Source organism: Bacillus cereus group sp. MYBK216-1 (assembly GCF_051916495.1).
Classification (GTDB): Bacteria; Bacillota; Bacilli; order Bacillales; family Bacillaceae_G; genus Bacillus_A; species Bacillus_A thuringiensis_K.
Genome location: NZ_JBQAGT010000004.1, coordinates 676,383 through 689,743 on the forward strand (window position 1 = coordinate 676,383; position 13,361 = coordinate 689,743).

Consider the following 13,361-nt stretch of genomic DNA (forward strand, 5'->3'; position numbering starts at 1 on the left):
ATTAAGGTGAAACTATTAAGTAATGTAGTTTGGGATGTATATATGCGTAATATATTAATGTAAGTATATTAGCACATATAAAATAAATAATCACTATAAGTTTCATATGCGTGTAGTGTAGAGTCCGAATATGAAATATTGCATATGAAAATACATTGAAGTTCATATTTCTGATTACTATAATCTATTTAGTAGAAAAGAAATACGTTATAGAAATAAAATCATTATATATTAATATAATGATTAATTATTATTAATAGGAGGATTAATGTAATGAAGATATTTCAAAAAGTGTGTGCGTCAACTGTAATCATTACAACACTTTTAGGAACAGGAGGTACTATCAATAGTGTACATGCTGATTCTATAGAACAGCAGATTAAATCAGGGATAGAACAAGAAACAGATAAGCAAATCATTGTGAAATTTAAAGCGGATTTGGATTTGCCATATGAAGATGGTATTGAAAAACAAATACAATCTCAAACGAATGATAAAGTAATAAAAGATCTTTTGACAGAATATCCAGATGTAACATTTACTCGTTTATTCACATCTGTAAGCCCGGAACAAATACAAAACCTTGAAGTGAAAGCACCTAATCATGTATCTACAAGTTTATTAAACTACTATATTCTTCAAAATCAAAATAGTGGGTATGAAGAAGAAATAGTAGATAAGTTAAAGGCATCTTCTTTAATAGAAGATGCGTATATGAAGAAACAAGAGAAAATAATGCCACCTGAAGTGCAATCATCAAGTGTAGCTCTTAATCCTAATAACAATCCTAGATTTAAAAAACAAGGTTATCTTGAAGCGGCCCCATACGGTATTAATGCGCCTTTCGCCTGGGGAATTCAAGGTGGTAATGGAAATGGTATCACTTTTGTTGATATGGAATACGGATGGTTATTAAATCATGAGGATTTATTACATCAAAAAATTGAATTAATGTCTGGAAGAAATATAGATCAGCATGTCGGTCATGGGACGTCTGTACTAGGAATTGTATCCTCTGAGGACAATGAAGTTGGGAATATTGGTATTGCGCCAAAAGCGAAAGCAAAGGTTATCTCTCAAATAAGAGATAACGGACAGTATAATACGGCTGATGGAATATTAAGCGCTGTAAATCAGTTAGAAGCTGGGGATGTTTTATTGTTAGAGGCGCAAGCATCTTTCGATGGATATGGTGATAAATATTTACCTGTTGAAGTACAGCCAGATATCTTTGATGCAATTCGTGCTGGTACAGATAAGGGGATTGTAATTATAGAGGCTGGAGCAAATGGGTGGAATGATTTAGACCAGTTCAAAGATAGAAAAGGTAAGCAAGTCTTAAATCGTAATAGTAAAGATTTTAAAGATTCGGGTGCAATTATGGTAGGAGCTGGCTCTTCATCTTTCCCTCATGAACGTATGTGGTTTTCGAATTATGGAAGCCGTATTGATGTGTACGGATGGGGAGAAAATGTAGATACAACTACAGCCGAGCAAAGTAGAAGTGCTGTAAATCTTTATACTTCAAGCTTTAGCGGAACATCTAGTGCTTCGCCAATTATTGCTGGGGCAGCGACTTTAGTACAAAGTATTGCTAAAGAAAATTTAGGACAACCATATAGACCTAGTGAACTAAGAGCAATATTAAGCAACCAGAGCACAGGAACAAAATCTAAAGATCCATATGCAGATAAAATTGGTGTTTTACCAGATTTGAAGTCTATACTAGTAAACTTAGGCTATGAACAAAGAAAACCAAACGGTGGGAATGAATTACAAGTAACAGAAAATGAACCAAATAATGAGCCTAGACAGGCAAATAAAGTTAACTTTCATACACCGGTGAAAGGAACGCTACATAATAGTGATAGAGTAGATGTTTTTACTTTCCAAATTGAATCGCCGGAAAATATTAATATTTCTCTACTAAATGAACAAAATATCGGAATGACATGGGTACTTCATCATGAATCAGATTTAAATAACTATGTAGCATATGGTGAAAATGAAGGAAATGTAGTTAAAGGAACTTATAATGCAAAGCCAGGTAAATATTATTTATACGTCTATAAATATGAGAATAAAGATGGTTCATACGTATTGAACATAAAATAAGTAAAAGGAACTTCAGATGAAGTTCCTTTAAATTTTTCTAATTTAGTATATGTGAATGATTTTTTAACTTTACTTCTATGCAATATTTCATATTGATGAAATGTTATTTATTTTTTATGAACTAGCTTATATTATATTCAATAAGTTTGATATAAAAACAGAAAAAGAGAGGGATAATAATGAGCAATAAAAAGTTAATTTTGAAATTATTCATATGTAGTACAATATTTATCACATTTGTATTTGTTTTACATGATAAGAGAGTAGTTGCAGCTAGCTCTGTTAATGAGCTTGAAAATTGGTCAAAATGGATGCAACCTATACCTGATAATATCCCGTTATCACGAATTTCAATTCCAGGAACACACGATAGTGGAACGTTCAAGTTGCAAAATCCGATTAAGCAAGTATGGGGAATGACGCAAGAATATGATTTTCGCTATCAAATGGACCATGGAGCTCGCATTTTTGATATAAGAGGACGTTTAACAGATGATAATACGATAGTTCTTCATCATGGGCCATTATATCTTTATGTAACACTGCATGAATTCATAAACGAAGCGAAACAATTTTTAAAAGATAACCCGAGTGAAACGATTATTATGTCTTTAAAAAAAGAGTATGAGGATATGAAAGGGGCAGAAGGTCCATTTAGTAGTACGTTTGAAAAAAATTATTTTGTTGATCCTATCTTTTTAAAAACAGAAGGAAATATAAAACTTGGAGATGCTCGTGGGAAAATTGTACTACTAAAAAGATATAGTGGTAGTAATGAATCTGGAGGATATAATAATTTTTATTGGCCAGATAATGAGACGTTTACCACAACTGTAAATCAAAATGTAAATGTAACAGTACAAGATAAATATAAAGTGAGTTATGATGAGAAAGTAAAATCTATTAAAGATACGATGAATGAAACGATGAATAATAGCGAGGATTCAAATCATCTATATATTAATTTTACAAGCTTGTCTTCTGGTGGTACAGCATGGAACAGTCCATATTATTATGCGGCTTATATAAATCCCGAGATCGCGGCATATATTAAACAAGAGAATCCAAAAAGAGTTGGTTGGGTTATCCAAGATTATGTTAGTGATAAGTGGTCACCGATTCTCTATCAAGAAGTTATAAGAACTAATAAGTCGCTTTAATTTTTATCATAATTTCATAGAAACAATATAACTCTATTAAAAGTCTTGTGGAATTCCCATAAGACTTTTTAGTATTTGATAGTATGAGAATCAAGTTCTTCGAATATAATTATAAGATTAATAAAAAATGTCGATAAATGTCGATTGTTGTTGTAATATAAAACAAGTAAAATATAATATATAGATGGAGTGATTTTGTTGTCTTTTATTAAAAATAGTAAAATTGGAACGAAATTAAATGTGTTAGTCATTATATCGAGTTTGGCTTGTATTATGTTATCTTCACTCGGGTTTTTAGGGCTTCAAAAAGGTGAAAATGCATCTTCTAGTATGTATGAAGAAAGACTATTACCAATTGAATGGATAGGAATTGTAGAATCAAATTTTTACCATGTTAATATGAATTTTATGGAGATTATGATATCGAAAGATGAAAAAAGAATGAAAGAACTCATAATAGAAATGGATAAGACTAGAAAAGAAAATGATGAGCTGTTAAAACAATTTGAAACTAGAATTAGTTCTCATAAAGAAAAAGATTTGTATAATGCGTTTCAAAGTCAATTTAAAGATTTAAGAGTACAAATGAAAAAAGCACAGGATTTGGGACTGACTAATAATGAAGAAGCCTATAGCTATTATTTAAAAGAAATTGACCCTAATATGGAAAAAACAATTCAGTCTATTCGCGAACTTATTTTATATAATAATAATGCTGCTGAACAGCTACAAAAAGAGAATGTTAATAGTGTGAAAAATACAATCATAACATTTGTAATTATTTCATTTGTTGGAATCATAATAATCATTTTTATTGGTTTTATAACAAAAAATGCTATAAAAAAACCAATTGTATTATTACAAAAAGATATGGAACGAGTATCTGCTGGAGATTTAACAATTCGAACTTCTTATAAATCCGAGAACGAATTAGGCCATATTGTACAATCCTTTAATAGTATGTTAGATAACTTGCAACAATTAGTCGGTCAGGTGAAGGTTACGGCGAAAGAAGTGATTGTTTCAACTGAAAATATGCTACAAGAGACGAAAACGGCAGCACATATATCAAACGAGGTTGTTCGAACTACTTCTGAAATAAATAAAGAAATAGAGGGACAAGTGACTAGTATTCAAGAAAGTTCAACTTCAATGGAAGAAATTGCAACTGGTGTTCAAACAGTAGCTGAATCTTCAGCGATGGTTGCTGAAGTTGCTGTTGCAACAATAGACCAAGCAAATTTTGGTAGTGAAGTTATAAAACAATCTATTCATCAAATGAATAGCGTAAATGAAGTTGTCGAAGAAACTTCTAAGGTCATTGATAGACTTGTTACGCGTACACAACAAATTGAAGAAGCGTTAGATGTTATTACTAATATTGCGGAACAAACGAATTTACTTGCTTTAAATGCTGCAATTGAGGCAGCACGTGCTGGAGAAAATGGAAAAGGATTTGCAGTAGTTGCAGCTGAAGTAAGAGGTCTAGCTGAGAAATCTAAAACATCTGTAAATGATATAAATAATTTAATACGTTTTATACATCAAGATACAGAGGATACAGTTCATGTAATGAAAAAAGGTCAACAACAGGCTAGTGGTGGTAAAGAAGCAGCGCATAAGGCAGAACTCGCATTTTCATCTATTATGCAAGATATTAATAGAATAACGACCCAAATTCAAGAAGTGTCTGCTGCCACAGAAGAAATGTCTGCTGGGACAGAAGAAGTAAATGCCTCTTTGTCAATAGTTTCTGAAACTGCAACACAAGTCGCACAAGAAACGAATCGAACGGTACAATCAATTCAAGCACAAGCCACATTGATTCAAGAAATAACGACGAAATCTAATGAAATGAAAAAGAAAGTCGAAAATTTAGAAATGCTAATTTCACAATTCATTATTGAAGAATAAGTCTATTAACATTTATCCCGCTATTTGCCGGGCAGTAAGACCCCTGCCTCAAAATTCAGAGGAAGCAAAGAAGTTAGGTAGGAGCCTGCCGCCCGTAAAAGCCCGATTGGTGAGGGCTGATTAAAGTTTCACTTTATCATTAGTATAAAATTTAAGATACTCAACATAGTGCTGTGTTGTACAATTCGAAAAAGGACCTTCATAGGTTCTTTTTTGTAAATGGTGTGAACGATACTTTTCATTATGAAAAAATCAAACTTTTAAATCGGATTAATTTTAAGTGAAAAATGAATATAATTAACCTTGCGAAAAAGCAACTGGTCTTAAGTGATCAGTTGCTTTTTATTTTTAAAGTGGATGAGCAAAAAAACGCGAAAGTGGTTGGTCCGATTTTTACAAACATCTATTATGATAAGAGAAGAAAGGTAGTATGTTATCAACGTTTTAAAGAGGAAGGTTTTTATGTAAGTTCTTTAATTAAAATAGATGGGTCTTAGAGAGGTGAAAAGATAATGAGTTTTGCAATTTCACTAGTCGTTATTATTGTAATTGTATCGCTATTTGGGACTGTACTAGTTGCAAGAAACGTGGAGGAGAATTATGGAAAGTCTACAAAGAGAAATGTGAAAAACTTATCTGCAATCTATATTCTTCTTCTTTTTGTTCTACTGGTTGGGGTAACATGGTATGTGGTAATGATTTGATAGTTTGTGAAAGAACTGAAATGAGAGTATGAAGTTGGAATTTCAGAAGCTATCGAGTAATCAGAAAGAGAACTATTTTGGATATATCCATTTACGGATAAGAAAATGTGACTAATTAATACTATTTTTACGGTGAATACTGTTAGTAAAAAATGAGGATAGTTCGTTTTGAAAGGAGGGAACTAGATGGAATGGAAACCAAATCGTGCAGATAAGACACCTGTATATAAACAAATTGCTGATTATATTGAAAGAGGCATTTCTTCAGGTGAATTTCCTTCTGATAGTAAGTTACCTTCTGAGCGTATGTTAGCAAAGGAATTACAGGTGAACCGGAGTACAATAGTAGCTGCGTATGAAGAATTAAAATCACTTGGAGTAGTAGAACGGCAAAAGGGAAGCGGAACACGGGTCAATACAGACATATGGGGTGTCTCACATAAACGAATACCGAACTGGGGTAGGTACGTGGAGGACGGATCATTCTTACCTAACGTACCACTCGTTCAACAAATTCGAACGGAAACACAAAAAGATGATTTAATTAATTTAGCAAGTGGTGAACTGTCACCAGAATTAATTCCAAGTGATAGATTTCGAACAATTTTGTCAGAGAAAACATTTATGGAAAACCTCGGTTATGACCATCCACTTGGAAATGAGATGTTGAGAAAAACAATTTCAGCACATGTTCAGCAATATAAACAAATTGAAGCAGATTCAAGCTCTATTCTTATTACGTCTGGAGCACAACAGGCGCTTAATCTTATCGTTCAATGTTTATTAAAACCTGGCGATGCGATCGCGATTGAAGATCCTTCGTATTGTTTTTCGCTTCCAATGTTTAAATCGGCCGGTTTAAACATATTTCATTTACTTGTTGATGAGCATGGAATGAATCCAGATGACTTAATCGATTTGCACAAAAAGCATCGCATTCGTATGGTATTTTTGAATCCAGATTATCAAAATCCAACAGGTACTGTGCTTTCATTAGCGAGACGTAAAAAGATTTTAGAACTGTCTTCTGAATTTGGTATACCTATTGTAGAAGATGATCCGTATAGTTTAACTTCATTTAATGGAGAAGTGAATCCGACATTAAAATCAATGGATCAAAATGGGAATGTTCTTTATATAAGTTCATTATCAAAAATTGTTGCATCAGGATTACGTATTGGCTGGATAATTGGTCCTACGCGCGTAATTGAGCGTTTAGCAGATGCAAAGCAACAAGTTGATTTTGGCCATAGTGTATTTACGCAGTGGGTAGCAAATCAGTTTTTAGAATCAAAGGATTTCCATACACACATTACGATACTTCGTGGACAATTGAAGCAAAGAAGAGATGAATTAATTGCAGAGCTTGAAGGAACATTGGGAGACCGAGTTGAATGTTTCGCGCCAGAGGGTGGAATACATGTATGGTGTAAAGTGAAAGGAAAGTTTGATGAATATAACTTATTAGGTAAATCTATACGGAATGGTGTCGCATTTGTTCCGGGCAGTGTTTTAGGTTCGAAAAATGAATATATACGATTTACGTTTGGTAGAGCGAATATAGAACAAATTCAAATTGGAATTAAACGGTTTGCCGACACGCTAAATGAGATTTCATAATATGGATATGTGATTGTAACTGGCATACTCATTAGTATACTAATACCGTATGGAACGAAATTTATTTTTTAAATGTAATGGAGATGATAACAATGACAACATGGTTTATAGTTACATTATTTGTTTTTGGAGCTATTAAAGTATTAGTTTCTAGCATGCCCACTTCTGTTGTAGAATCAATTATTAGTAAATTTGAATTGCATCAAAAGCTTGAGGCGGAAAATACTTCTATATCGATAGATGGAAAAAATATAGAGGGAGAAATGAAACTACAAGTTATTCATGAATTTAATGAGGCTTTGTTTTTAGATAAACATTATTTCCCACCGCACGGAGAAGGGATACCAATAGTCATTGATACGAAGAAAGGGAATAAAGAGATTAGATTTTCTCTATATAGCTATGAGGAACATGTTGATGTCATTAAGCAATATAAGAAGAAAGTCGTTGCCTATCGTTTACGCTCTAAAAGCCTTCAAACATTGGCACCATTAGCAATAACGGAAGAGTATGCTTAAGAAGGGACCTATAATGGTCTCTTTATTTTTTTATCCAATTATATACGTTCCAAATAAAAGAATGAAAAATCATATAACCAAATAAAGAATATGTATGGTTCCAATTCGCACTATGTACAAATAAACCTAAACTTTCAGCAATCTGCTCAAAAAGGCTAGCACAAATACCGATTGAAATAATAAATAAAATTCTAGAAACCTTAGATAATTTTTTTGAAATGTGTATAAAGATAACTGTTAAAATCGGCAGTACGAACAATGTAAAAGCTATATTAACCGAAAATGTGGATGAGAAGGGCCTAGCCGGAAAGGAATATATTTGTTTATTAACAAAAAAGGCATCTAAGCAAGTTCCAATAATAGAAGAGAGAAAGGTTGTAACTACTAATGCTAGAAACTCATTCTTCTTCTCGGAGGAGGACATTTTTCTTTGCGAGAATGGCGAGTTCAATTTTTTCGAGTGTTTTGCAGTAGTCTTCTGTAATTTGTCCATTTATATTTTCCTCCTTATCAACTAAGTAATTTACAACTTGCCAATCAGTAAACCAATCTTTATTGTCAACTTCTTCATGCTTCATATCTCGCCATGCATAGATGAGTGCAGGGCTGTATATGCGATAAGCATCATTTCGTAACTGGCATTTCTTTATTCGGCGCTTATAAAACTCACGGGAAAAAGATTCATTTACACTCGAAAATAAATGGGGCCAGTAATCTTTCCTAGATCCTGTATGCGGATGGTGTTGAGCCCAGCTTATTATTTGAGATAAAATATGTGTATCTCGAAATAATAATGAGTACAATCTTTTTCCAATTAATATCCGTTCATGTAAGGAAGTGAAATGTTTCATTGTATCACCAAATAGTAATACTTTTTGTTTCTTATCATTTTCGTAGAATGGGAAAAGGATATGATTAAACTGAAAGAAATCAAAGAGTTTAAATCCAATACTATTTAGTACAGTCTTTTTAAATTGTCCATTTTGAATCACTCTTTTTTCTAAGTAGTTTTGTTCATTAATAATAGTTGCAATCGCTAAAGTTTTTTTGTTACCTGTTTTCCAAAAATGGTTCCACATCGTTTCCATAAATGTAGAAACATTTAGGTGAGAAAGAAGGTGAAATAACTTTTGTGATCTCTTTACACTTTGTTCGTAAAGTAAAAATTGAGGATATACATCTTGGAAAATAAGCCAATTCCCTCTTTCTAAAAAAGAAAAAAATATGAATTGATCTTTTTCTGATAAAATTCTCGTATATAAATCGCCCTTTAAATCAGTCATATTCCAACCGCCGTTACGTGATACCATATGTCCAAGCAGTGCCCAATGTATTTCTGGATATTGAATGTAAAATTGGTAGTATGCGCGTGTTCTTGTAACATTATTTTTATTTAGTTGTTCTGTTTGTATTTTTATTTTGTTGATGATGAGTTGTTCTTCTTTCGTTAATTTATACATGGTGTCAGAAGGAATAAGCTTGCTTTTTTGTTTTAATTCATTTTTTACGTCGAATAGGGAGAGGGGCAGTGCTTTGGAAGGTCCGTTATATGTATGATTTGAATTGCTTAGATCCATTCCGTTACCTCCCTTTTTCATAAATTTAAACATGATTATTGGCTATGAATCATTCTATTTATTTTATTACGAGTATAAGAAATAAATGAGCGGTGTTTTTTACAAGGAATTTATTTATCATGAAAACCGTATAAAAAATCTTACTGTTGTGAGATGAAATGAAAAACAGAAACTATGTTTAATAGTTTCTGTTTTTTTATTTTGTCAATTAAATGTAACAAACGACGATTATGATTTGAATCAATTGAAAATAATTCAATAAATATTATTTAAATTGAGATGTTTCGTAGGAGGAAAAAGAATGTTAAATAAAATAATTTTAATTACTGGTGGGACAGGTTCGTGGGGGCATGAACTTATAAAACAACTATTAGAAAAATCACCGAAAGAAATTAGAGTTTTTTCAAGAAATGAAACGGTTCAGTTTGAAATGCAGCAACAGTTTATAAATGATGATAGGTTAAAATTTATTATTGGAGATATTCGTGATAAAGATCAACTAGTCTATGCTTGCCAAGATGTACATTATGTGTTCCATCTTGCAGCTTTAAAACATGTTCCAGTATGTGAGTATTATCCTTATGAAGCTATAAAAACCAATATACATGGTACGCAAAATGTAATTGAAGCCTCTATACAGATGCAAGTTGAAAAAGTTATATATGTTTCAACGGATAAAGCAGCTGATCCATCAAATACGTATGGGATGACAAAAGCAATTGGTGAAAAATTAATGGTTCATGCGAATATACAAACGAAGAAAACAAAATTCATTTGTATTCGTGGTGGAAATGTTTTAGGAACGAGTGGAAGTGTAGTACCACTTTTTAAACAACAAATTAAAAAATCTTCACAAGTAGGGATTACCGATGCCAATATGACTAGATTTTTCTTAACAGTTGAAGATGCTGTTGGGTTGTTATTTAAAGCCGTATCTCAAGGTAGAGGCGGGGAAATCTTTGTTATGAAAATGCCGGCATGTAAAATAACAGATTTAGCAGAATTATTAATTGAAGATTCGGGAAAAGAAAACATTAAGGTAAAAGAGGTAGGGATAAGACCGGGTGAAAAATTAAGTGAAATGCTTCTATCTGAGGTAGAGAGTAAAACAAGTATAAGTTTTGATCAAAATTATTTTGTGGTACTACCGACTATTCCTATAGAAGGACTTCAAGAATATTATTCTAGCTATCCTCTAGTGGATGTGAAGAGTTTTAGTTCTCAACAAGACTTACTTGAAAAACATGAGGTGAAACAAATGCTATTAAAAGGAGGATTTTTGCGATGAAAAAAAATGCGAGCCTTTTGATAACTGGTGCAAATGGTTTCACAGGACGCCATGCTTGCCACTATTTTTTAGAGCAGGGCTTTCATGTAATTCCTATGTTTCAAAATCGTGCACATAGAGAAAAAATTAGAAATGGTATTACTTGTAATTTAACTAATAAGAGCGAAGTAATGAAGGTGATGAAACAAATAAAGCCAGACTACGTATTGCATTTAGCAGGAAGGAATTCGGTCATAGAATCTTGGACAGCTGCCCTTGAATATATAGAGATTAATGTAATAGGAACGTTATATTTATTAGAAGCAATTAAGCAAGAAGCCTCGCATTGTAGAACATTAGTTATAGGATCTGCTTTGCAAGCAAATAGTATGAACGAAATAAAAATTTCAAATCCATATAGTTTAAGTAAAACGATGCAAGTCATTATTGCAGAGGCTTGGGGAGGATTAATGGATTCAAATATTATCATTGCAAAGCCCTCAAATTTAATTGGTCCAGGAGTATCGAATGGTATTTGTTCGATTCTTGCAAAGAAAATGATAGAGATAGAATCAGGTACAAGTAAAGCTATTATCGAAGTAAACAGTTTGAAAGATAGTAGAGATTTTGTAGATGTACGTGATGCGGTCAAAGCGTATCATGTGTTATTACGAGATGGAATAAATGGAAAACAATATAATATCGGATCAGGAGTAAAACGGTCTTTATTAGATGTACTAGAACAATATAAAGAATTAACACAGCTAAATTTTTTTATAGAGGAAACAGAGAAAAAAGGGAGCGACTCAAATGAGAGTTTAGCAATAGAGGAAATAAAAAAGTTAGGTTGGATCCCAGAAATTGAATTTCATCAATCATTAAAAGATGTACTTGAGTATGCGAAATGTAGTGACATCTACATGCAATGAAAAACAAAAAAGGATGTAAGAAATATATGAATGGTTATGAAGTAATAGATAATCAAAATACGCTATATCTTTCAATTGTTGATACGCAGGACTGGAGAGATGAAAAAGCGCATGTATTGCTTATTTATGAGGCAATACATAAATATCAAGCGTATGTAGAAGAAAAAAGGGTTAATCGAATAAAGTCAGCATTAGAGACGGAAACTAGGTATGTGATTCAAATCTTTGCTCAATACGAGTGTAGTGAGTATGGAAATGATTTTTATGAACTCATTAACGATCTTTTACAAGATATAGAGGTGGAGTTAAGGATTTATATAAAAAATAATAAGTTTATTTACATTTAAAAGGTAAAGAGAAAGCTAGATTTTTAATAATAAAGGTGGGTATAAGTTATGAGCAAAACGATTCTTTTTACTGGGGGCGGTACAGCCGGACACGTTATGATTAATATTGTATTAATTCCTAAATTTATAGAGAAAGGATGGAGAGTCGAGTATATTGGATCCAAAAATGGAATTGAAAAATCATTAGTGCAAAATGTTAAATACAATAGTGTTTCAACGGGCAAGCTTAGGAGATATTGGGATTGGGAGAATTTTAAAGATCCTTTTAAAATTATACGCGGTTGTTTACAAAGTTATAATTTAATTAAGAAAACAAAACCTGACGTTATCTTTTCAGCAGGAGGATTTGTTTCAGTTCCTGTAGCTATAGGAGCATGGTTAAATCGTGTGCCTATAATTATACGTGAACCAGATAGCACATTAGGGCTTGCCAACAAAATAGCATTACCTTTTGCTACAAAGCTATGCACAACATTTCCTCAGACAGGAGAAAATGTAAATAATGAGAAGAAGGTTTATGTAGGACCAATTGTAAGGGAAGAAATTGAGAAGGGTAATGTATTACGAGGAAGAAGATATTGTGAATTTCAGCAAGATAAACCAGTATTATTAATTATGGGTGGGAGTCAAGGTGCTAAGTGGATAAATGATATGGTAAGGGAATGTTTAGATACAATACTATTAAACTTTAATATTATTCATATATGTGGTAAAGGGAAGATAGACCCATCTATTGGCACGGAGGGGTATATGCAATTTGAATATATAGGCGATGAGTTGCCGCATATACTAAATATGGCAAGTGTTGTAGTTTCAAGAGCGGGTTCTACTGCTATTTCTGAATTGTTATTTTTGAAGAAACCGATGTTGCTTATCCCGTTAACTAACAGTTCCAGTAGAGGAGATCAAGTTTTAAATGCTGAATATTTTTCACGGCAAGGATATGCGGAAGTTATACTCCAAGACAAAGTAAGTACGAATACATTTATACATGCAGTAAATAAGTTGTATACAAATAAGGATAAATATATTCAAAACATGAATGGATATAAGAAAACAAATGATGAGGGGATTCATCATTTAATAGATATAATAAATGAAGTGGTGAAGTAATAGAAATGTAAATAGGAAAACAAAAGGAAAGAAGGTATCTTCTTTCCTTTTTACTATATTTGTTCAAATTCATTATTATTTATTTCAATTGGCTATG

Annotated in this window: 13 protein-coding genes; 11 read left to right on the plus strand and 2 right to left on the minus strand. The window is 32.4% G+C overall.

The window, feature by feature from the left end; translation table 11 throughout:
- The first annotated feature begins 273 nt into the window (after nt 1-273).
- The 7 genes from ACTFRH_RS18015 to ACTFRH_RS18045 all read left to right on the plus strand — a co-directional run bounded on the left by ACTFRH_RS18015 (nt 274) and on the right by ACTFRH_RS18045 (nt 8,031).
- Entirely contained in the window at nt 274-2,115 is a 1,842-nt protein-coding gene (locus tag ACTFRH_RS18015; RefSeq protein ID WP_000689215.1) for a S8 family peptidase, read from the plus strand.
- Between the two features lie 179 nt (nt 2,116-2,294).
- Nucleotides 2,295-3,275 carry a phosphatidylinositol diacylglycerol-lyase gene (gene plcA, locus ACTFRH_RS18020; protein WP_000066299.1) on the plus strand — a complete coding sequence of 327 codons (981 nt, stop codon included), beginning with the start codon at nt 2,295-2,297 and terminating at the stop codon, nt 3,273-3,275.
- 198 nt (nt 3,276-3,473) lie between these two features.
- The gene (locus ACTFRH_RS18025) at nt 3,474-5,189 is read left to right on the plus strand and encodes a methyl-accepting chemotaxis protein (protein ID WP_000008147.1); all 1,716 of its coding nucleotides are present in this window, start codon (nt 3,474-3,476) and stop codon (nt 5,187-5,189) included.
- 287 nt (nt 5,190-5,476) lie between these two features.
- Nucleotides 5,477-5,686, plus strand: coding sequence for a hypothetical protein (locus tag ACTFRH_RS18030; RefSeq protein WP_001021517.1), 210 nt, complete (start codon nt 5,477-5,479; stop codon nt 5,684-5,686).
- A gap of 15 nt (nt 5,687-5,701) precedes the next feature.
- On the plus strand, nt 5,702-5,893 hold the full coding sequence (locus ACTFRH_RS18035) for a hypothetical protein (protein ID WP_000006462.1): 192 nt from the start codon (nt 5,702-5,704) through the stop codon (nt 5,891-5,893).
- Nucleotides 5,894-6,079: 186 nt separating this feature from the next.
- Nucleotides 6,080-7,513: a MocR-like pyridoxine biosynthesis transcription factor PdxR gene (gene pdxR / locus ACTFRH_RS18040; RefSeq protein ID WP_000454970.1), complete on the plus strand. Its 1,434-nt coding sequence runs from the start codon at nt 6,080-6,082 to the stop codon at nt 7,511-7,513.
- 92 nt (nt 7,514-7,605) lie between these two features.
- Nucleotides 7,606-8,031, plus strand: coding sequence for a YfmQ family protein (locus ACTFRH_RS18045; RefSeq protein ID WP_000214631.1), 426 nt, complete (start codon nt 7,606-7,608; stop codon nt 8,029-8,031).
- A 22-nt stretch (nt 8,032-8,053) separates the two neighbouring features.
- On the opposite strand, the gene ACTFRH_RS18050 is transcribed toward ACTFRH_RS18045, so the two are convergent.
- Nucleotides 8,054-8,455 (minus strand): CBO0543 family protein, encoded by a 402-nt coding sequence (locus ACTFRH_RS18050; protein WP_033672769.1) that lies wholly within the window; start codon nt 8,453-8,455, stop codon nt 8,054-8,056.
- Nucleotides 8,430-9,608, minus strand: a complete 1,179-nt coding sequence (locus ACTFRH_RS18055; RefSeq protein ID WP_000366099.1) for a DUF2515 domain-containing protein — start codon at nt 9,606-9,608, stop codon at nt 8,430-8,432. The genes ACTFRH_RS18050 and ACTFRH_RS18055 overlap by 26 nt, the downstream gene beginning before the upstream one ends.
- Nucleotides 9,609-9,909: 301 nt before the next feature.
- Here ACTFRH_RS18055 and ACTFRH_RS18060 point away from each other — a divergent pair, with 301 nt between their 5' ends.
- From ACTFRH_RS18060 to ACTFRH_RS18075, 4 genes are read left to right on the plus strand one after another with little or no spacing between them, the layout of a single operon-like run.
- A complete protein-coding gene (locus tag ACTFRH_RS18060) occupies nt 9,910-10,896 on the plus strand; it encodes a UDP-N-acetylglucosamine 4,6-dehydratase family protein (RefSeq protein ID WP_000932600.1) in 987 nt (328 codons plus the stop codon).
- Nucleotides 10,893-11,804 (plus strand): NAD-dependent epimerase/dehydratase family protein, encoded by a 912-nt coding sequence (locus ACTFRH_RS18065; RefSeq protein WP_000739081.1) that lies wholly within the window; start codon nt 10,893-10,895, stop codon nt 11,802-11,804. Before ACTFRH_RS18060 ends, ACTFRH_RS18065 begins: the two co-directional genes overlap by 4 nt.
- A complete protein-coding gene (locus tag ACTFRH_RS18070) occupies nt 11,801-12,151 on the plus strand; it encodes a DUF6572 domain-containing protein (RefSeq protein WP_074593605.1) in 351 nt (116 codons plus the stop codon). The genes ACTFRH_RS18065 and ACTFRH_RS18070 overlap by 4 nt, the downstream gene beginning before the upstream one ends.
- A gap of 48 nt (nt 12,152-12,199) precedes the next feature.
- Complete coding sequence (locus tag ACTFRH_RS18075) at nt 12,200-13,264, plus strand: undecaprenyldiphospho-muramoylpentapeptide beta-N-acetylglucosaminyltransferase (protein ID WP_000047557.1); 1,065 nt, start codon at nt 12,200-12,202, stop codon at nt 13,262-13,264.
- Nucleotides 13,265-13,361 lie beyond the last annotated feature (97 nt).